The sequence below is a fragment of the Stieleria neptunia genome (assembly GCF_007754155.1).
Classification (GTDB): Bacteria; Planctomycetota; Planctomycetia; order Pirellulales; family Pirellulaceae; genus Stieleria; species Stieleria neptunia.
Genome location: NZ_CP037423.1, coordinates 6954377 through 6974575 on the forward strand (window position 1 = coordinate 6954377; position 20199 = coordinate 6974575).

Genomic DNA, 20199 nt, shown 5'->3' on the forward strand with positions numbered 1-20199 from the left:
CTACCCCACCGACCTCGATCCCAGAAGAGATTAACGGCCTTTCATCCGGTGGGGGCGATCGCTGCGACGCGATGGGGAGTGCACTTTCAGGCTCGGCAGCGATTCTTTGTCGATCACCAACGTGGTCGCCGCAGCCTCCTGTTCGTCAACCTGGGACGAACCGCCGTCGGGGCCGCCATCGTCGGGTTGCAGCACCGCCAGTTCTTCGAGCGGCTCTGCTCCGCTTGCACCGCGAGAACCGACACGCGGTCGGAACAGTTTTCCAAACGGGCCGGCCAGCAGGGCGGGTAGCAGTACCAGGTCACCGACCAAAGCGGCGACCAACAGCACCAACATCAGCGTCCCGAAACGCTGCGTCGGCGTGAACGTCGACAAGGCAAAGACAAACAAACCCAGCCCACCGACGATCGTGGTTTGCGTCATCGCCGGACCGACGCGACGGTAGGTCAACTCCACCGCCTTGATGCGATCATAGCCACGATCCAAATACGAACGGAACCAACTGAGGAAGTGAATCGTGTCGTCGACCGCCACACCCATGGCGACCGATGCGGTCATCATCGTTCCGATATCGACCAGGCGGCCAAAGTGCCCCATCAGTCCAAACACCAACAGCACCGGGAACATGTTGGGGATCATCGAAATAGCCCCCGCGCCTAGACCGGAGCCCAGATTGACCGGCCCCAACATCCGCAACGGTGTGCGGGCCGGATTGAGCAAGATGATCATCACCACGGAGATCAACACAAACGCCAGCGCGATGGATTCCACCAGGCTGCCCAGCAGTGTCCGCTGCGCCTTGTAAACGACCGGGACCACACCCGTGTAAACGACCTGCATCGATCCGGCGCCGGTCACCTCGGGGATGCCGTCGCCGACCAAGTCATGGCTGATCGGTTTGGTGAAGATCGCTTGCGCGTCGATCAAGGTTTTGGCGTTCGCCAGCGCGGTTTCGGGCGCCGGCTGGTCGCCGACCCAGACCAACACGTCTGCTTTGCCGATGACTTTGTTCCAAAGATCACCGCCGATTTCAATCGGGTTGTCTTCCGAGCGGTGGTCCACCCAGATCGGTTCACGCAGCCGTTCGCCGCGGAGCAACTCTTCCAGGACGGACAAATAAATCGATCGGGTTCGGATGCGGTCTTCGCTGGCCAGATCGACGTCATCGCCCAGATCCACCAGTTCCGTTTCCGACAACGGACTCGGGCGTGGGGCGCCCATCATCACAATGACCGGCTGTTTGCTTTGGCCCGATTGCGACGCCGCCGCGATTTGATTCAGCAATTCGTCACGCATGTCGTAGGCACGGAGCACCGGTTCGACCGAGACACGAAGCGTCTTGATGAACTCGCCATAGTCGACATCCGCCAGCGCACCGACGCGAAGACTGATCCGCCAAAGTTCGCTTCCCGCGTAAGGGCCATTCTTTTCCAGACGAACGTAGTCGTTGGCCAACAATTCCTCACGGCCCTCGTTCAGCTCGGTGATGTATTGAGAACGAACCGGATTCCAGCTGTTGGTCACACCCGGGAGGGGCTTTAAAAACGTGTTGACGGCCGTCGCGGAACCGACAATGCCCAGGCCGGGTTCGCCGAGGGTTCGATGAACGACATTGTTGATTCGGGCGACCGCTTCGACGCGTTCCAAGACGTTCAGCGGCAGTGCCGACTCCGGCGCCGCGGATTCGGTTGGGCCGTCTTGTTCCGCCGCGGGGGTTGCCTGGGCGACGGTTTCCAACTGCATCGAGGGCGGTACACGCAGCACCAGCTCCATCGGGACCAGCTTTCCAAAGTTGCTCTCCAGCCAGGCATAGTCGCGAATGATTCGGGCGTTTTCGTCGAACAGCTTCAGCAATAGCACCGACGTCTTGATTTTGGAAAGCCCCAGCCCGGCGGCGACCAACGCGATCAAGCACCCGCTGGTCACCAACAGGTGTCGTCTGCAGATCCACGCGCCGGCGGCTGCCCATCGGTCCGACAGCCAAGATTCTTTTTCTTCCGCTGGCTGTGGAGTCGGCGTTTCCGGTTCGGCGTGCGATTCGGTGATGAAGATTTGCAGCGCCGCGGGCAGGTAGGAAAACAGGATCGCGAGCGTCGCGATCACGCCGATCGCCGAGTACAGCCCAAAATTGCTGATCGGTGCCAAATTGCTGGTGTACAACGAACCGAGTCCGATCGCGGTAGTCAGCGCCGCAAGTGAACAGGGAAAAATCGCGTGCTGCAGGGCGCGGCCGGCCGCACCACCACGCCCTTTTTGACGCACTTCGTCGCGATAGTAATTGATCACGTGAATCGCGCCAGAAAGTCCCAGCACGTAGACCAACGAGGGCATGCTCATCAAAATCGCATCCACACTGCCGTTGGTCCAACCGACGACGGCCATGCTGAGCATCGCCGCCGAGCCGCCGACCACAAACACCATCAATGTGATCTTGACGCTGCTGAAACACAGGTAGGACAGCAAGGCACCGACCAGGATGCTGTAGCCGACCAGACGCACCAGCGTCACCGTGCCTTCCTCGTCGATCGCGATGTTGTCGACCGGAGGGCCACCGAGACGCAGCGGCGGAGCGCCGGCAATCGATTCGACTTCCGTCCGGTTGAACGGTGGCGGAGCCATCGAGGGAGGCGCCGCGGGTTGAACCCCCGAGTCGTTGGCCAGTTCCAACAGCCGGCCGCGTGGTGCGCCCAACACGCCACGGCCGAGCGCATACGCCAGGTTGTCCTGGGCGATGTCGGTCAGCGTGATCAACAAACAGGTCTGGCGCGGTGGTGGCTGGACCCCGGCGGCATCAAACACCGCATACCAAGCGTCGGTTTGTGTTTCGGTGCTAGCGGTCGCCAATCGCTGACGATCACCGTCGAAGTTTTCCTCGGCGAACGTCCGCAGCGTGATCTCAACCAGCTCCTCAAAGTTTTCCGGGATGGCCGAGCGTCGATCATTGGGCACGGCCTCGCGAAACGCTTCCGGTGTCCAGTCAAAGTCCTGTGGGACCGCCGGGGCGAACAGCGAACCGGTCAGTCGTTCCATGGCGCGTCGGCGGGCAATGATCGGACGCCTTGCTTGATCGCTAAAGTCAATCGGCCACAGCAATCCGCCTTCTTTGGACAATTCATTGACCAGCGACACGCCGGTCTCGACCGAGCGAAACATCGGGGCGCACAGCAACGACGGGTCGTTGTGGAACGGGTTGGCACGCTCCTCGTCTTGGGGGCCAAATGCGGCGACGAAGGTGCCCTGCAATTCGTGCTTGCCCATCGACTGTTTGATGCCGCGGATCAGTGCGGCGGGACCGTTGGATTTCCCTTCCCAACGATGCAGATGCCCGTTCGGTTTGATGTAATACCACTTGCCGTCGGCGGTCGCGAACCACCGTTCGTTTTCACCGCCCCAATTGTCGAGCTTGCGTGAAGCGGGCAACAATCCCAGCCGGATTCCATATTCCTTGGCCGCTCGATAGTCCTCGGCCAGCTCGGGGTCCGCGATTCCGGCTCCCGGATCCGTTTTGCTGGATTCATGGCGAAGCTTGGATTCGAGCAGTTTCAATCGCTGGTCGTCTTCGGTGCACCCCGGCCACGTGGCGATGACAAAGCTTTCCCCGGCGAAATGGTCGGCAAACCATTCCAATTCCGCCGTCTCGACGAAATCCGACGGAAGCCAGTCCTTGATGTCGTTTTCCTTCTTATTCAGGCTCAACCGCGCGGCGCGAAACGCGAACGGCATCAAGAAGAAGAAGCCGAACAGCACAACCAGTGCGAAGGAAACTCCGAAGAGCGTCCGGCGCTCCAGCAATGGCCGCTCCGTCGGGCCGTTGTCTTGCTGGGGGTTTGGCATGGGGGGTGGGTTTCCGATGGTGTTGGGTGTTGGGGGGGCGGAGTTCCGGCGGGGCGGCGTCTGGCGCCCCGATCCCTCACTGTCGCCCAAAGAATCAACCGAAAAAATAGCCGGTTCGGCCGCTGGGGTCTACTTCAAAGCGGCCTCAGAATGCAGCTCTGACACCATCCTGGCGACCGGTGGTCCGGGTCGGCGAAGCTTTTCCGGCAGCCCGCCGGCGCAGGTCCGCCAATCAGCGGTCGACCGTCTCCAGTTTGATGTCGTCGAAGTCGGCTTTGCCGGTGGCCCCGAACAGGCCGACGCGGAGGATCGCTTCACGAGTCTTGATCGGCACGCGAATCAGCCGGCTGTGGCTTCTCCAGTCCCGTGTGCCGCGAAACGGCCCCAAATAAAACGTGCCCAGGTCGCTTCTCAGTTCGTCATACAGCGAGATCGCGATCATCGGCATCGCGTCGGAGCCGGGCCCCTTTTGGATGCCGTCGGTGCGGACCTGCCCGCTCAGCCGGATCTGCGACACCTCGCGGCCGTCGATCGCGATTCCCTGCAACAGATGCGAGTTGCGGCCGGGCGTTTCATTGCGAAAACTCGCGTAACGCTTGCCCTGGGGCGCCGGATCGCCGGAGGAGGATTCGAGCTGTGTCACTTGGCGGCCGTAGTACCAGCCGGGGACAAACTCCAACAACGTGGCTTCGTCACCGGACGCCGCGACTTCGAAATCGCCATTGATGGCGACGGGGTTGGCCGGATCGGGAAGCGTCTGGCGGTTTTCTTCCGCTTCGCCCGTCATCGGCACAAACAGTGTCGGACGCAGCGCTTCGCGGATCAATTTGCCATCGGTCTTGATCAATCGATACAGGGTCTGCTGGTAGCGTTGGCCGACCGGAATGATCATCACGCCGCCTTCGCGCAACTGTTCGACCAACGGCGTCGGCACCGATTCGGGGCTACAGGTGACGATGATCTTGTCGAAGGGTGCGGCGTCGGGCCAACCCAAAAAACCGTCCCCGACGCGGGTCGAGACGTTTCCGTAGTCCAGCCGAGCCAGCGTATCGGCGGCACGCTCGCCGAGTTCACGGACGATCTCGATCGTGTAAACATGTTCGACCAGCGGGCTCAAGACCGCCGCCTGGTAGCCGCTGCCGGTGCCGATCTCCAAAACCTTGTCGGTCGATTGAGGCTGCAACGCTTCGGTCATCGACGCCACGATGAAGGGGCTGCTAATCGTTTGCGAATGCCCGATCGGAAGCGCCATGTCAAAGTACGCGCGCGGCCATTGGCTGCGGGGGACAAACTCGTGACGTGGAGTCCTGCGAATCGCGTCGAGCACACGCGTGTCGGTGACCCCGGCCGTCGCCACGCGTTCGTCGACCAATCGATCACGTGCCGCTTGAAAGCGGTCGGCCGCCGACGCGGTGATGGCCCAGGCGAAGAGCATTCCGAGTGCAAGCTGTGATTTCATTGCGGATTCAGTTTCGTTTCATCGCTCGGGTCGCCATGAAAGTTGCGATTCGGTCGGACAACGCATCCTCACCTCCCCAACCGTCCTCCATTATATCTGTCAGCATGAACCCGGCGTCGAGCTGGCCCCCCAGCAAATCCGTCAAGGAGTGTCCGAAATCGATGGGGCGTTCCGGTCCGATGGTTTGGTCGAGTTCCTCGGGCGGCAAATCCAGATCGCTGTAGGGGATTTTAAACCGCACCTTCAACTTGCCGCGATCGCGTTTGACCGCGTCGAACAGAAAGTTGACCGGCTGGATCACGCCGCTGATCAGTGCCCCGCCGGGTTTCAACACCCGTGCCGCTTCCTTCCAAACCGGCCGCACGTCTGGGACGAAGTTGACCGAACAGGGATTGATCACCAGATCAAACTGTCCGTCCGCGAGCGGGGCCAGATCCGCCATGTCGGCCTGAATCGTCTGGATCGCCAGTTCCTGTTCGCGGGCCAGTCGTTGATCGATCGCCAGTTGGCCGGCGCTAAAATCGACCACCGTCACGTCCGCTCCGGCGGCGGCCAACAGCGGCCCCTGGTGCCCTCCCCCCGCCGCCAACGCCAAGATCGCTTGGCCACGCACGTCGCCCATCCAAGAGGCGGGGATCGGCTTGGTCGCCGTCAGCCGGATCGAAAACTCTCCGCGGCGGGCCGCATCGATTTGGTCGGCGGTCGCCGGTGTGAACCACTTTCGCCGGCTGGTCGCGATCTTATCCCATGCACGGCGATTAAATTGCGTCGAGTCCAAGAAAATGCCCTTGCCGTCCCATGAATTCGAAATTCGATTTTCCGTTTGCCGCTTCAATCTAATAGAATGAAGGTCCCTCCGTCGGTGGAATCGAGCCTTCCGACCCTGATCTTCACTCGATTCTCCCCCCCCGACCCTCCCAATCCGTCATTGGATTCGTCATGCTCAATCTGACCGCTCGCGGAACGTCCCACACCTGCAACGGCACGACCCGACGCGACTTCTTGCAAATCGGAACCTTGGGTGCGCTCGGGCTGGGGCTGCCCCAGTACCTTGCCGCCGCCGAGCGCGGCGTGGTGGATCCGCACAAGGACAAGCGTTCCTGCATCATGATCTTCAACCTGGGTGCGCCCAGCCAGTTGGACACGTTCGACATGAAGCCGGAGGCGCCGGCCGAGGTCCGCGGACCGTTCCAAGCGATCTCGACCAAGGGTGATTTCCAGCTCTCCGAAATCCTGCCGCGCCACGCCGAGATCGCCGACAAGTTTTCGATCATTCGGTCCTGTTATCACACCGCGGCGGCCGTGCACGATGCGGGCTGGCAAATGCTTCAAACCGGACGCCAATTTACCGGCGGCGTGAATTACCCGCACGCCGGGGCCGTGTTGCAATACATGCGCGGACGTCGCAGCGATCTGCCCGCCCACGTCGTCCTGCCCGAAACGATGGGACGCGGCGGCGGCAACCTGCCCAACGGCCAAGCCGGCGGGTTCTTGGGCAAAACCTATGATCCCTTTGCCTTGATGGCCGATCCCAGCAAAGAGAATTTCAAAGTTCCCGACCTGCTGCCGCCGCCGACGCTCGGCGACGTGCGGATCGATCGTCGGCGACGGATGCGGGCGGCGATCGAAGGCCGGATGAACGAACTGGAATCCACCGAGTCGGCCAAGATGCTGGACAAAAATTTCGAAGCCGCTTATCGGTTGATGAACAGCACACAAGCTCGCCAGGCGTTTGATTTGACCAAGGAGCCGACCACGGTTCGCGAGCGTTACGGGATGAACCGCTTTGGACAATGCTGCCTGTTGTCGCGACGCTTGATCGAAGCGGGCGTCCGGTTTGTCACCATCAACACGTTCCTGACCGTGTTCAACGAAGTCACTTGGGACATCCACGGCAGCAAACCATTCACCACCATCGAAGGCATGAAGAACATCGTCGCACCGATGTACGACCAGGGCTACTCGGCGCTGCTGAGCGACTTGGACGATCGGGGCATGTTGGACGACACGCTGGTTTGTGGATTGGCCGAATTCGGGCGAACGCCCAAAGTCAATCCGGCCGGCGGCAGGGACCATTGGCCGCAATGCTTCTCCACCACGTTTGCCGGCGGCGGCGTGCAAGGCGGACGAGCGATCGGTGCGAGCGACCCGATCGGCGCGGTGCCGGCCGAGCGACCGACTCAACCGGGCGAGTTGATCGCCACGATCTTTCACTCCCTGGGGTTGGACTTGCACGCCGAAATCCCCGGCCCCGGCGGGCGCCCGTTCCCCTTGGTCGACTTCGGCATGCGCGAAGTCAAAGAGCTGTTTGCGTAGCAGGTCAGTGGCGTAAGCTTCCAGCTTGCGGTTGCTCGTGTTCGCAAGCTGGAAGCTTACGCCACTGCCACCGATGATTTCCTCGTCCATTGCTTCCACATTGAAACCTCTCATCATGCGACCACGCCTGAAGTCATTCCGTTCGCTGCTGCTCGTTGTCGTGATTGCGTTCCTCGGCGACTGCATCGTTTCGGCCGCCGCACCAGCCGGCGAAGCCGATTTCGCCGTGCTTCCGCCGACGATCGAGTTGCAGGGCCGCGAATCCCGCCAGCGAATTTCGATCGTCGGCCTCCGCGATCAGATGCCGTCGGCGGTGCTCGATCGAGAATCCTACTCCATCACCATCGAAGATCCCACAATCGCCACCATTCAGGACGGTGTCGTGACGGCGGTGGCCGATGGGCAAACGACGCTGCGGTGTCGGGTCGGCGCACGGGTGATCGATGTCCCCGTCGTCGTTTCGGGAACTGAGACGACACATCGTTGGAGTTTCCGTCATGACGTGCAGTCGGTGCTGGCAAAGGCCGGATGCAACATGGGTTCTTGCCACGGCGCGCTGGCCGGCAAGGGCGGGTTTCGCCTCTCGCTGCGCGGCTATGACAGCCAAAGCGATTTCTTGTCGATCACGCGTCAGGCGCGCGGCCGTCGGATTGAGATGGCCGACCCGGGGCGAAGCTTGTTGCTGGCCAAACCGACCGGAGCCCTGCCGCACAAGGGCGGACTGCGTCTGGAGGTGGATTCGCATGACTATCGGGTGATCAGCCGATGGATCGCCGACGGCGCCGAAGGCCCCCGTGATGACGATCCGACGCTGGAACGCATCAGCGTGATGCCCGAAAACGCGCTGTTGTCGCCGGGAGACACGTCCCAGGTTTTGGTCAGCGCCCACTACGATGACGGGCGCGTCATCGATGTCACCCACTGGGCAAAATTCACCGCCACCGATGAAGCCGTCGCCGGCGTCGATGGTGACGGCTTGGCGCGGGTGCGCGGAAGCGGCGAAGCGGCGGTGCTGGTCTGGTTCGGAAGCAAGGTCGTGTTGGCCCGGATGACGGTGCCCTACGAACACAGCGTTGCGGCGGAATCCTACCAGGACGCTCCGCGGCGAAACTTCATCGATCAAGAGAACTTGACGCAGTTGCGAACGCTGAATTTACTTCCATCGCCGCGCTGCAGCGACGAAACCTTCTTGCGACGTTCCACCCTGGACACGATCGGACGTCTGCCCACGCCGGAGGAACGTCAACAGTTCCTCGCATCCGACCCCCGCGATCGACGCGATGATTGGATCGAACGGCTGCTGTCCAGCGACGACTTTGTTTCGTATTGGGCCTACAAGTGGTCCGACATGCTGCTGATCAACGGCACACGCCTGCGGCCGATCGCCGTGAAGACGTATTACGCGTGGGTGCGTGACCGGGTCCGGCAAAACCAGCCCTGGGACGAATTCGTCCGCGAGATTTTGACCGCGACCGGACGCAGCGATGAAAACGGCGCCACCAATTTCTACGCGCTGCATCAATCGCCCGAAGACATGACCGAAAACGCATGCCAGGCTTTCTTGGGGCTTTCGATCGGCTGTGCGAAGTGTCACAACCATCCGCTGGAAAAGTGGACCAACGAGCAATATTACGCGATGGCCAATCTGTTCGCCCGTGTCCGCGCCAAGGGCTGGGGCGGCGACGGCCGCAACGGTGACGGATTGCGAACCCTGTACGTTTCGACGTCGGGTGAATTGATTCAACCCAACCGCGGTCACCCCCAACCGCCCGCCCCGCTGGATGCCCCGCCGATCGCGTTCGATAATCCAGACGACCGGCGCCAGGTTCTGGCGACTTGGATGACCGATCCCGACAACCCGTACTTCGCCCGCTCGATCAGCAATCGTGTTTGGGCCAACTTCTTCGGCCGTGGGTTGGTTGAGCAAGTCGACGATCTACGCCTCAGCAATCCGGCGTCCAACGAATCGTTGCTCACCGCACTCAGTGATCACGTCGTCGACGTGGACTTTGATTTAAAGCAACTGATGCGGACGATTTTGCAGAGCGAAACGTATCAGCGGAGCAGCGTTGCGCTACCCGAAAACGGCAGCGAAGGAAAGTATCACAGTCGATACTATCCCAAACGTCTGATGGCCGAAGTCATGCTGGATTCGATCGACCAGGTCCTGGGTACCTCGACAACGTTCAACGAGGTGGCGTTTCCCGGTGCAGACCGCCAAAAGACCGATTTTTATGAAACCGGCACCCGCGCGATCGAACTGTTTGACGCGTCGGTCAATTCGTACTTCCTGAAAACCTTCGGGCGTAACCCGCGCGAAATCACCTGTGAATGCGAACGCAGTGACGAACCGAGCATGGTTCAGGTGTTGCACTTGTCCAACGGCGACACGTTGAATCCAAAACTGACCGCCAAGCGAAACGTCATCACCGAAGCGGTCGAACAAGGGCTTGATGACGAAGCCATCCTCCGCGCCTTGTTTCTTCGCGGGCTCTCCCGCGAGCCCCTGGAATCGGAACGGGATGCCTTGCTGGGCGTGTTGTCAGAATACGGCCGGGAAGATCGTTTGACCGGGCTGCAAGATGTCGCCTGGAGCGTGTTGACGAGTACCGAGTTTACCTTCAACCACTAAACCGCAACTCGCCGCCGACGATCGTGTGCCGGACCCGGCCGATCAGTTCCATGCCGGCGAACGGCGTGCTGATACAGGTTGATCGAAACTGACCGGGATCGACTTTCCATCCCGCGTTGGGATCGATGATGGTGACGTCGGCCGGGCGGCCGATGCCGAGCGTGCCGGCGTCCAGTCCGGCGATCTGTGCCGGACGCGTCGACATGCGGTCGATCAATTCGATCCAATCCAGGGTGCCGGTTCGCACCAAAGCCGTCGCGGCGGTCGCCAAGGCGGTTTCCAACGAGGAGATTCCGAACGGGGATTGATCCAGGTCGTTCATCATCTTTTCGCGACTGCGCGGCATGTGGCCGGACTGGATCGCGTCGATCGTCTTGTCTTTGACCGCCTGGCAGAGCGTCGCCACGTGACGGGGACTGCGCAGCGGCGGATGAACCTTGAATCGGGATTCGTAAGAACGCATGGCCGCGTCGCTCAACATCAAATTGTGCGGACACACCGAAGCGGTCACGACAACGCCGCGCGACTTGACGCGCCGGAACATGTCGACCGCCCCCATCGTGCTGACCGGACCGACATGCAGTCGCCCGTCGGTGGCTTCGGCCAGACGAACATCGCGCGCGACGGCCAAATCTTCCGCTTCGGTCGGCAATCCTTTTAATCCCAGCACCAGGGAAACCTGACCGTCATGCATCACACCGCCGAGCGCCAACTCGGGGACTTCGGGCGAATCAAAAATCGGACGGCCGAGCATGCGGCAGTATTCAAGCGCCCGTTTCAACAGCGCGTCACTGGGCGCGGCACGCGGTGCATCGCTGAACGCGACCGCCCCGGCTTCGGATAACAGGCCCAGTTCGGCCATCTGTTTACCCGAACGCCCCTTGCTCAGGCAACCGACGACGTAAACCCGCGCGCCTCGTGCCGCGGTTGCTTTTTGGCGAACAAATTCGACCGCGCCGTGGGAATCGATCACCGGATCGGTGCTGGACGCGGCCAAAATCGACGTGTAGCCGCCGGCCAGCGCGGCGTGTGATCCGCTATGGATGGTTTCGTCTTCCTCGAATCCCGGCTCTCGGAGTTCGACTCCCAAATCGACCAAACCCGGCGCGACTAGGCATCCGCCGGCGTCGATCACATCGCAGTCCTGTGGGATGTCGCCGTCACTCGGATCAACCGCCGCGAACACGCCGTCGACCATCATGATTCGACCGCCACGATTCAAGTTCTGGCTGGGGTCGATCAAAGTACCGTTTTCGATCAGCAGGGGCTTCTTCATCAGTCGCTCGATCTCTTCAAATTCCTAAGCGGATGCTTGGTTGCCGCTGCGGTACCGATCGTCGGCCGCGGACAACAAGTACAAGGCCGACATGCGAACGGCAATTCCGTTGGTGACCTGTTCCAGGATCACCGAGTGCGGGCCATCGGCGACCTCCGGGGTGATTTCCACGCCGCGGTTGATCGGCCCCGGCGCCATGATCAGGATGTTCTCTTTGGCCTGGCGCATTCGCACGGCGTTCATCGCGTACAACGCCGCGTATTCGCGGACACTGGGAAACGGCCGCGCGTGCTGGCGTTCAAATTGAATCCGCAGCAGATTCAAGACGTCACAGCGGGGCAGGATTTCGTCCAAGTGGTGGGCCACTTCGAAACCCAACTCCTGCCAGCGTGGGCTGACCAGGGTCGGCGGCCCGCAAATGATCACGTGCGCCCCCATGCGTTTGAGCCCCCAGATGTTGCTCCGCGCGGTGCGGCTGTGTGCGATGTCCCCGACCAGTGCAACGGTCAAACCGTCCAGACTGCCGCGATGCTGGCGAATCGTCAACAGATCCAACAGCCCCTGGGTGGGATGTTCGTGTGGACCGTCCCCGGCGTTCAAGACGCAACAGCCCAGTTCGCGGGCCAGCAGGTTCGGGGTTCCGGGCGTCCCGTGACGGGTGACCACCCAGTCCACCCCCATCGCTTCGATCGTCTTGGCGGTGTCGGCAAACGTCTCCCCCTTGGCGGTGCTGGAACCGCTCGAGCCGAATTCGACCGTGTCCGCGCCGAGGCGTTTGGCCGCCAAGGAAAAACTGTTCCGCGTCCGCGTGCTGTTTTCGAAAAACAGGTTCGCACACGTCTTGCCGCTCAACAGCGACAACTTGCGGCGACAACCCTCGGTCGCTTCCTTCAACCGACTCGCGACGTCCAGCAAAATGGTGATTTCTTCGGCCGACAGGGATTCCAAATCCAACAAGTGCCGACGATCCCAACGCTCCGCAAACGATGTCAAATCAGGCACGTTCATCAACCACCTTTCTCCGTGACCAGCCGATTTCTTGTTCCAAAGGGCGACGGAACGTTAGCCTAATGAATTGATGGCAAATCCGCGAGCGGGCGGAAAGGAAGTGGCAGAGGCTTCCCGTCGGCCGTTGGAGCGGGACGGCGCGAGCGGCCTGTCGATTTAGTCCGGTTCTGCTGAGTTAATGGTGAGCCGCTGGCCGTAAGGCCTCGGGCAGCGTCGCAGTGCCCGGCCGCTTACGCGGCGCGGCTCACAAATACGACAGCCCGCTCGCGCCGTTCCGCTAACACCTCGCAAAACAGAGGGAATCGATGCTTTGCCGCGTTACAGCTTGGATGTCGCAAACGCGAGCATCGCCCAGGCGATGATCCAGGCCACACCTCCCAACGGTGTGATCGCTCCCATCCAAGTTGTCTCGGTCAACACCAGCAGATACAGGCTGCCGCTGAACAGCACGATGCCGGCCAAGAACAAGCTGCCGGATTTCACGATCAGCGACGAGGCGTTGGTGCCCAAGGCACTCAGCGCCAACAAGACGACCGCGTGAACGAGGTGGTACCTGGATCCGGTTTCGAATTGCCCCACCCGCTTTGCGACCCGTTCGGGTTCCAAGCCTTGGGATTGCAGAAACCCCTCCAGCCCATGCGCCGCAAAGGCCCCCAGGGCCACGCCCGTGGCGCCGGCAATCGCGGCGGCAACGAGCAGGAATCGATTGGGAGGGGTCATGCCGAGGTCAGCTGGGTGTCAACGGCGCGCAGCAGCTTGTCCATCTGAAAGGGTTTGCGAATGTATTCGCTGACGCCCAGCAGCTCGGCGTAGGCTTTGTGGCGGCTGCCTTCATTGCCGGTGATCATGATCACCGGCACCATGGATTCGGACATCCGACGCAACTTTTCCAGCACCAGAAATCCGCTGCGTTTGGGCATCATCATGTCCAAGATGATCAGGTCCGGCGATTCGCGCTCGGCCAACGCCAACCCCTGGTTTCCGTCACGGGCAACGACGACCTCGTACCCGGCACCTTCCAACGCATAACGCACCGACTCGATGATTTCTACATCGTCGTCGACGATCAGAATTTTGGCACCGCGATCGCTTTGAACCACTTCGGGGAGATCGTCAGAGTCTTCGTCGGCCATACAGTGGAACCTGGAGGTGAAACTAGAAGTTTAATTGTCCGAGAACGAAGTCGGACTCGTATCCCAATGGCTTAGTTTAGCAACTGGAGCACCGCTCACCACATGATTCATGACCCATCGGTCCAGATCCGACAAAACGACGGTATTCATTTCATCGTCGTTACGGTACTGACGAATTTCCAGTTGTGCTCCGATCGAACTGGCGTCTTGAATTTCGGAAACCAAGCGTGCCTGGTCATAAAACTCACTCTCGATGGATCGCTGCCACAGCATTGGCAATCGCCGTTCCTTCAGTCGCTGACGGTCCAGTTCCGGATGGGCGGGCAGATTGAACGCGCCGCCGAGTGAAACCGCGGCGGCAAACAGTTCCGGGTGACGCATCGCGATCCGCGTCGCCATTGTGCCACCACTTTGGTAACCCGCCAACACGATGCGTTCGGCATGGACGCTGTATTGACTTGCGGCGCGATCGATCGCTTCGAGCACGCTGCGCTCCGCCGATTGCAAGGCCGCCGCCGAGTTGCTCCACCCGAACCGATGGCCCGACGCATCCGACGCCATCGGACCGCGAATGCCGGTGGCCAAGTAGTTCCGCGAGCTGACATGCGGCATCACGTGGCAAACTTGATTTTCGTTGAACCCGTCGCTGTGCAGCCAGACGACCAACGGGTAGCGGTAGTTCGCTTCGTAATGCAGCGGTACGAAAAACGTCTGCGAACGGATCGCCGCGGACCAACTGCTCGGTGTACCGTCGGCGTGCTCTTCCGCATCGAGTGCGTCGACGGGGTGCGGGGCGCTGTCCTTTCCGTCGGCAACGTGATCGCTAACGGAATTCCAAATCATGGTCGCATCAAAACGGTTCATAGCAAACCGGGACTCAGCAAGTGAAAAAGCATCAACACGCTGCTGACGGCTCGCTACAAACGTAGGGACAGCGCGGACGATGTGTCAACGCTGAAGCACAGAAAGCCAGTGTCAAAAAGACAAAATTAGAAACGCTTTCAAAACTAACGCTTCAGAATGTCAGCCAGCTCAATCAGGTGCCGAAGGCTGTCGCAATGCGCCGTGTAACGCAGCTTGGGACGCAACTGATCATCCAACGCACGCCCCCCGACGATCAGGCCGACCCGGTCGCCCAGCGAGTCGGCCAGTTTGTTCTGCTCACGCACAAAACGGACCGGATCGGCGACCGCCGTCACGCTCAACCAAACCATCTTGGGCTGGTAATCCTGGACCGCCTGCATCAACGAAACCAGCGGCAAATCGTTACCCAAATTGACCGCGTTCCAGCCGCTTTCTCGCAACGCCAGCTCCACCAACGCGGTGGGTAATTGGTAGGGGTCCGACTCCGGCGCCGCACCGATCGCTATCGGCGCCTCCACAGGAAGGGATGCTAGCCCCTCGCGAAGGCTGTAGATCAACCGCGTGCAGATCGTGCAACTGCGACGCTCCTGGTACACCTCCAGCTCCCCGCAGTCCCATGCATCACCGAGCCCCCGCATCGCGTCGGTGATCAGATCCTCCGCCGCTTCGGCACGGGACCAACCCAACCCAATCCGCTCCTCGAGCAGACCCATGCAATGACGCTCGTCTCCATCGGCCAGTGCCGCCCGAAACTCCTGCTGCGTCGGCTCGGTGCCGGCGCCGCGGATCGGGGTGCGGCGGGACGCCGGCTTGGACGCGATCTCCAGCTCGCTGCCATCGATCCCCAACACCTTCGTGTCGACAATCGTTCGCTCGGTCGACTGGAGGAACTGACGCAAACCCGACAGGGTGATTCGACGGTGCCCGCCGACCGTTCGGACCGTCGGGATCACCCCCTGGTCGCACCAACGCTTGACGGACGATTCGCTGACATGCAGCGAGCTGGCAATCTGTTTCGGAGAAAATTGGGGCAACGAGTCAGTCACAGGCGGATGGCCCAAGGGAATGGGATCGGACAGCTTCAACCAAACAGCCATGAACGTTTTGGCCGAAAAACGTCCACGGTGGACGTTTTTGAATCGTAGCGAAAACCTCCGCCACGCCAACCTTGGAATCGTAAAACTTTCGTGTTTTCCGCAGCAGTTTGGCGGATCTCAAACATATTTCGCCATTTTCTGCATCCGGGCATTGTTGTTGCACGAATCTCTCGATATACCGTATTGAACGTTTTGAACGATTTCTCGTTCGGGCACCTACTCCAAGGAACAACCGATGGCCACCAAGCTTGCCCCCGCCCCTGCGACCGCCACGAAGAAAACCGCTCCCCAGCCGGGCGCGTCGAAACTCCGTGCCCGTCGGCCGGCTTGGTTGAACATGGACGAATTGAACGATGCGAACCACGAAGCGGACGGCATGCTCGTCCCTCTGGCGGCAGCGACCAGCGACGAACTGAAAAGCCGGACCAAGCGTCGACTCCGTGAGGAGATCGATTTCATCTCCAATCCCGATTTCGGCGACACCGACCTGGGTAAAAAGCTGTTCGCCGAGCCCCTGAAATTGGCTCCCCGGAAAGCGGAGTTGGGCATTGCGGCGATCCGTCGCAGTGGGATCGACATGCCGATCCATTTGGGGCGGTTGTGCGAAGCACCGCTGTTGACCCCCGAACAGGAACAAATGCTGTTCCAGCGAATGAATTATTTGCTGCAGCAGGCCGCAGTCCATCGCAGCCTTCTGAATCCATCGCGACCCTCGCGCGTGCGGCTGGAATTGATCGATCGCTTGATCGCGTTGGCCTCGTGGCACCGTGACCGGATCGTGGAAGCGAACTTGCGACTCGTCTTTTCGATCGTCAAGAAATTCGTCAATCCGAACAACAGCTTTGATGATCTGCTCAGCGACGGAATCGTCGCGCTGATCCGTGCGGTGGAAAAGTTTGACTTCGACCGCGGATTTCGCTTCAGCACCTATGCGACCCAGGTCATCCGTAGAAACTCGTATCGCACCGTCGTCTTGAAACAACAAGAACGTCAGAAGACGGTGGGCGGACTGCAAGACATGGATCTGGATTTGACCGATGAAGGTCGCGAGTCGGCGATCAGCGAAAAACGCTGGCACGAATTACGAAGTCGCTTGAGCGTGATGTTGAATGATTTGGATCGTCGCGAGAAATTTATCATCCGTGCCCGTTTTTCGCTCGGGGCGCACCGCAAAGTTCATACACTGCAATCGCTCGCCAACCGGCTTGGTGTTTCCAAGGAACGGGTCCGCCAGCTCGAACGTCGGGCGATGGACAAGTTGCGTGCGATGGCAGGCGATGTCAACCTTGCGGAACTGGAGACGCAGTGAAAACTTATTTGGCTTCAACGACGTTGCCGGTCGATGCGGAGCAGGCCTTTGCCTACCACGAACGACCGGGCGCCCTCGATCGTTTGATCCCACCCTGGAAGAAGGTCTCCGTTGAATCGTCCGACGGCAGCCTGAAACCGAACAGCGTGGTCGTGTTGCGGCTGAAGTCCGGCCCGCTCTCGATGCGATGGGTCGCGCAGCACACCGAGTACGATCCCCCCCACTGCTTTGTCGACGTCCAGCGTTCCGGTCCCTTCGCCCACTGGGAACATCGCCACTTGTTCGACGCAGCCACCTCCGACGGCTGCGTGCTGCGTGATTCGATCACGTACCAATTGCCGCTCGGTGCACTCGGCGGAACGCTCGGCGATTCGTTCGCCCGCAAAGAGCTGGAGACGATGTTCGCCTACCGCCACCGCGTCACGCGCGACGACCTGGAACTGGCAGCCAAGTACCAAGCCGCCCCGATGAAGATTGCCGTCTCGGGTTCGTCCGGACTGGTCGGACGAAAGCTCTGCGCGTTGCTGACGTTGCTTGGGCACGAGGTGATTCGGCTGGAACGCTCCCTCGATCGCATCGAAGATGGCCAAGCCGCGATCGCTCCGTGGGACTCGCCCGAACAGGCGGCTAAGCTTTCCGGCGTCGATGCCGTCGTGCACCTGGCCGGGAAGTCGATCGCGGACCGGCGCTGGACCGACTCCGTCAAACAAGCGATTCGAGAGAGCCGTGTCGATCTGACCCATCGTTTGGCCGATGCGCTGGCCGGACTGACGGATCCGCCCAAGGTCTTTCTTTGCGCCTCGGCGATCGGGATCTATGGAGACCGTGGGGACGAAGTGTTGTTCGAATCAAGTGCGCCGGGCGACACATTCCTGGCGGAGGTTGCATCGGAATGGGAGCAGGCGTGTCGGCCGGCCGAACAAGCAGGCATTCGCGTCGCCAATGCTCGGCTGGGGGTCGTCCTGGACCCGGGCGGTGGAGCGCTCGAAAAAATGCTGACCCCCGCGAAACTATTCGGCGGCGCATTGGGTAGCGGCAATCAGTGGTGGAGCTGGGTATCGATCGATGACGTGATCGGGTCCATCTACCACGCGATTTGCGACGACCGCGTCTCCGGTCCGTTTAATGTCACCGCACCTGAAGCGCTAACCAATCGCGACTTTGCCGAGACGCTCGGGCGAGTGATCTCGCGCCCGGCGTTGATCCCGGCTCCCGCGTTCGCGCTGCGTCTCGCGCTCGGCGAAATGGCCGACGCGTTGCTCCTGTCCAGTACGCGCGTGATCCCATCGGTGCTGCAAAAGACCGGATACGAATTTCGCTTCACCCAAGCCGACGAAGCGTTGCGTTACCACCTGGGCATCAATCGATTGGAATCGATCGAATGAATGCGAACCTGGTCTTTTTGGTCAATCTGGTGGCCACCTGGTACATGGTCGGATTGATCTGGATGGTTCAAATCGTGCATTACAAGATGTTCGACCGCGTCGGCGAAGCGGAGTTCGTGAAGTACGAAATCGATCATTCCAATCTGATCACGCCAATCGTCGGCCCGCCCATGCTGATCGAAATCGCGACGGCAGGGATGTTGCTCGCGCTTGCGCCGGCCGGGATTCCACGCTGGGCGTTGGTGACGGCATTCCTGGCCGCCGTCGCAATCTGGTTATCGACCGCGTTCATTCAAGTGCCGTGTCATAACCGGCTGACGCAACACGGTTTCAGCCAAGCCGACTACCAACTGCTCGTCGGCAGCAATTGGATCCGCACGATCTTATGGACAGCCCGCGGACTGCTGCTCGCCTATTTCGCCAACAAGCTGATCAGCAGCTGATGCGGTACACCTTGAGCGTCCCGAGGTCTCGCACGACCAGGTAGTCAGCGGCCACTGCGACGTGCGCCCAAGAATTCTGAGCCACCTTCATTTCGTCGATCAGTTTGTAATCCGCTGTGGAACCGTCGAGCAGCATCAGCGTGCCGCTGTTGGTCAGCGCGAGGATTCGATTTCCGTCGCTGATCAGACTCGCGTACTTTCCGATCGGCCTGGTCGTGAAACTGGCTTCGCCGGTTTCGGCGTCCAGCGCCGTCATCCGCTCGTTCTTCAGATGCATGTAGATCCGCCCATCCAACAGAACGGGCGATGACATGTAGGCTTGCTGCTTCTGGCTCCAGACCTCTTGGACCGTCCAATCGTCGCCGTCGCGGGACACTTCAAACAGCTGAGCGGTGCCGCTGTGGGCGGATGTGAAAACGCGATCGCCGATCGGCAGCGGCGTCAAGATATTCATCCCACGAAACGCTCGGATCGGTTGCTTCCACAGCGGCTGGCCGGTTTCCAGTTCCACGCCACACAACTCCAACCGGGTTTGTACCAACAGTTGTCGCTTTCCGGCGATCGTTGCGATGATCGGGCTGGAGAAGGCACCGGGTGAACTGGAGGTGGCGTTTTCCAGTGTCTGCCAGATCACCGATCCGTCTTTCATCGAAAGTTTGACCGTGGCGCCGCCGGTTTGCATGTAGACGGCATCCCCGTCGATCAACGGCGAGCAATTCGCACCGAACATCGGCAACGGCGTTCCCATCGCCTTGGGAAAATCAACCCGCCACGTTTCGGCACCTGTTTTCGGATCCAGACAGACGATCACGTCGCGCATTCCGACGACGACCAATCCATCGGGGCTGCACGCCGGCGTGGCGCGAATCCAGTCTCCGTTGGAGGCTGCGAAGAATGGCACGGCCATCGATCCTTCCCACTGAGCGGTCCAGGCGACGCGACCATCACTCAGGTTGTACGCGGTGACTTTCTCGTCTTTTTTGTCGACCGTCTCGGTCGTGTACAGCATGCCGTCAAACACAACCGGTCCACTGTAGCTGGGCGCATGCGGCTTTTCCCAAGCCAGCGTCAGGTTCCCCTGCAGTTTTTCTGGCAGCTCGCCGACGGCCAGTTGGCCGTCGCGATTCTCGCCCCGCCACTGACTCCAATCGCCCGGATCGGCAGCGACAATCTGGGACGAACAGCAGACCAAGAAACAGGACAAGAGGCGGCGAAATTTCATGATGGCACGAATCAAGAGGGGGCGTGAAAAGACCTGACGCACAGTAGCGCATCGGCTACCCCCAAGTGTCAGCTGTTGCCAGTGCGGGGAGAACGCCCGCCTGTTGGTGTCCAGCCTTCAGAGACCATTCAGCTTAAGGCGGTCGCTTTTCTGATGTACGATGGCCCTTCCGGGCCGTCGTCCCCAGGGCTCGCCCCGACGACCTAGAAAGGACGTCGTAC

15 protein-coding genes are annotated in these 20199 nt (G+C 60.6%); 5 read left to right on the forward strand and 10 right to left on the reverse strand.

What is annotated here, in order from left to right; genetic code table 11:
- Window positions 1–30: 30 nt before the first annotated feature.
- From Enr13x_RS24210 to Enr13x_RS24220, 3 genes are all read right to left on the reverse strand, one after another.
- On the reverse strand, window positions 31–3834 hold the full coding sequence (locus tag Enr13x_RS24210) for an efflux RND transporter permease subunit (RefSeq protein WP_145389406.1): 3804 nt from the start codon (window positions 3832–3834) through the stop codon (window positions 31–33).
- A 232-nt stretch (window positions 3835–4066) separates the two neighbouring features.
- Window positions 4067–5293: a protein-L-isoaspartate(D-aspartate) O-methyltransferase gene (locus Enr13x_RS24215; RefSeq protein ID WP_145389407.1), complete on the reverse strand. Its 1227-nt coding sequence runs from the start codon at window positions 5291–5293 to the stop codon at window positions 4067–4069.
- Window positions 5294–5300: 7 nt separating this feature from the next.
- Window positions 5301–6071, reverse strand: a complete 771-nt coding sequence (locus Enr13x_RS24220; protein ID WP_145389408.1) for a class I SAM-dependent methyltransferase — start codon at window positions 6069–6071, stop codon at window positions 5301–5303.
- Between the two features lie 161 nt (window positions 6072–6232).
- Here Enr13x_RS24220 and Enr13x_RS24225 point away from each other — a divergent pair, with 161 nt between their 5' ends.
- Both Enr13x_RS24225 and Enr13x_RS24230 read left to right on the forward strand, forming a co-directional pair.
- Window positions 6233–7609: a DUF1501 domain-containing protein gene (locus Enr13x_RS24225; protein WP_145389409.1), complete on the forward strand. Its 1377-nt coding sequence runs from the start codon at window positions 6233–6235 to the stop codon at window positions 7607–7609.
- Between the two features lie 115 nt (window positions 7610–7724).
- Complete coding sequence (locus tag Enr13x_RS24230) at window positions 7725–10241, forward strand: DUF1549 and DUF1553 domain-containing protein (protein ID WP_145389410.1); 2517 nt, start codon at window positions 7725–7727, stop codon at window positions 10239–10241.
- Here the strand turns inward: Enr13x_RS24230 and Enr13x_RS24235 are convergent.
- The 6 genes from Enr13x_RS24235 to Enr13x_RS24260 form a co-directional block, all read right to left on the reverse strand.
- Window positions 10231–11517, reverse strand: a complete 1287-nt coding sequence (locus tag Enr13x_RS24235) for a dihydroorotase (RefSeq protein ID WP_145389411.1) — start codon at window positions 11515–11517, stop codon at window positions 10231–10233. The two genes, Enr13x_RS24230 and Enr13x_RS24235, sit on opposite strands and share 11 nt — an antisense overlap.
- A 24-nt stretch (window positions 11518–11541) precedes the next feature.
- Window positions 11542–12525, reverse strand: a complete 984-nt coding sequence (locus Enr13x_RS24240) for an aspartate carbamoyltransferase catalytic subunit (protein ID WP_145389412.1) — start codon at window positions 12523–12525, stop codon at window positions 11542–11544.
- A gap of 318 nt (window positions 12526–12843) precedes the next feature.
- Complete coding sequence (locus Enr13x_RS24245; RefSeq protein ID WP_145389413.1) at window positions 12844–13245, reverse strand: DUF423 domain-containing protein; 402 nt, start codon at window positions 13243–13245, stop codon at window positions 12844–12846.
- A complete protein-coding gene (locus tag Enr13x_RS24250; RefSeq protein ID WP_145389414.1) occupies window positions 13242–13658 on the reverse strand; it encodes a response regulator in 417 nt (138 codons plus the stop codon). The genes Enr13x_RS24245 and Enr13x_RS24250 overlap by 4 nt, the downstream gene beginning before the upstream one ends.
- A 30-nt stretch (window positions 13659–13688) precedes the next feature.
- Window positions 13689–14501, reverse strand: coding sequence for an alpha/beta hydrolase (locus Enr13x_RS24255; RefSeq protein ID WP_197455322.1), 813 nt, complete (start codon window positions 14499–14501; stop codon window positions 13689–13691).
- A gap of 164 nt (window positions 14502–14665) precedes the next feature.
- Complete coding sequence (locus tag Enr13x_RS24260; RefSeq protein WP_145389416.1) at window positions 14666–15619, reverse strand: MerR family transcriptional regulator; 954 nt, start codon at window positions 15617–15619, stop codon at window positions 14666–14668.
- Between the two features lie 235 nt (window positions 15620–15854).
- On the opposite strand from Enr13x_RS24260, the gene Enr13x_RS24265 reads away from it, so the two are divergent.
- The 3 genes from Enr13x_RS24265 to Enr13x_RS24275 are packed head-to-tail and all read left to right on the forward strand — an operon-like array spanning window position 15855 to window position 18756.
- The gene (locus Enr13x_RS24265; protein ID WP_145389417.1) at window positions 15855–16928 is read left to right on the forward strand and encodes a sigma-70 family RNA polymerase sigma factor; all 1074 of its coding nucleotides are present in this window, start codon (window positions 15855–15857) and stop codon (window positions 16926–16928) included.
- Window positions 16925–18313, forward strand: a complete 1389-nt coding sequence (locus tag Enr13x_RS24270; protein ID WP_145389418.1) for a TIGR01777 family oxidoreductase — start codon at window positions 16925–16927, stop codon at window positions 18311–18313. The genes Enr13x_RS24265 and Enr13x_RS24270 overlap by 4 nt, the downstream gene beginning before the upstream one ends.
- The gene (locus Enr13x_RS24275) at window positions 18310–18756 is read left to right on the forward strand and encodes a hypothetical protein (protein ID WP_145389419.1); all 447 of its coding nucleotides are present in this window, start codon (window positions 18310–18312) and stop codon (window positions 18754–18756) included. Before Enr13x_RS24270 ends, Enr13x_RS24275 begins: the two co-directional genes overlap by 4 nt.
- Here the strand turns inward: Enr13x_RS24275 and Enr13x_RS24280 are convergent.
- Window positions 18746–19978: a PQQ-binding-like beta-propeller repeat protein gene (locus tag Enr13x_RS24280; RefSeq protein WP_145389420.1), complete on the reverse strand. Its 1233-nt coding sequence runs from the start codon at window positions 19976–19978 to the stop codon at window positions 18746–18748. The genes Enr13x_RS24275 and Enr13x_RS24280 overlap by 11 nt on opposite strands.
- Window positions 19979–20199 lie beyond the last annotated feature (221 nt).

Bases quoted from the DNA above. Each gene is read 5' to 3' on its own strand.
- Enr13x_RS24210 (WP_145389406.1), bottom strand. From the start codon at position 3,834: ATGCCAAACCCCCAGCAAGACAACGGCCCGACGGAGCGGCCATTGCTG.
- Enr13x_RS24215 (WP_145389407.1), bottom strand. From the start codon at position 5,293: ATGAAATCACAGCTTGCACTCGGAATGCTCTTCGCCTGGGCCATCACC.
- Enr13x_RS24225 (WP_145389409.1), top strand. From the start codon at position 6,233: ATGCTCAATCTGACCGCTCGCGGAACGTCCCACACCTGCAACGGCACG.
- Enr13x_RS24230 (WP_145389410.1), top strand. From the start codon at position 7,725: ATGCGACCACGCCTGAAGTCATTCCGTTCGCTGCTGCTCGTTGTCGTG.
- Enr13x_RS24235 (WP_145389411.1), bottom strand. From the start codon at position 11,517: ATGAAGAAGCCCCTGCTGATCGAAAACGGTACTTTGATCGACCCCAGC.
- Enr13x_RS24240 (WP_145389412.1), bottom strand. From the start codon at position 12,525: ATGAACGTGCCTGATTTGACATCGTTTGCGGAGCGTTGGGATCGTCGG.
- Enr13x_RS24245 (WP_145389413.1), bottom strand. From the start codon at position 13,245: ATGACCCCTCCCAATCGATTCCTGCTCGTTGCCGCCGCGATTGCCGGC.
- Enr13x_RS24250 (WP_145389414.1), bottom strand. From the start codon at position 13,658: ATGGCCGACGAAGACTCTGACGATCTCCCCGAAGTGGTTCAAAGCGAT.
- Enr13x_RS24255 (WP_197455322.1), bottom strand. From the start codon at position 14,501: ATGATTTGGAATTCCGTTAGCGATCACGTTGCCGACGGAAAGGACAGC.
- Enr13x_RS24260 (WP_145389416.1), bottom strand. From the start codon at position 15,619: ATGGCTGTTTGGTTGAAGCTGTCCGATCCCATTCCCTTGGGCCATCCG.
- Enr13x_RS24265 (WP_145389417.1), top strand. From the start codon at position 15,855: ATGGCCACCAAGCTTGCCCCCGCCCCTGCGACCGCCACGAAGAAAACC.
- Enr13x_RS24275 (WP_145389419.1), top strand. From the start codon at position 18,310: ATGAATGCGAACCTGGTCTTTTTGGTCAATCTGGTGGCCACCTGGTAC.
- Enr13x_RS24280 (WP_145389420.1), bottom strand. From the start codon at position 19,978: ATGAAATTTCGCCGCCTCTTGTCCTGTTTCTTGGTCTGCTGTTCGTCC.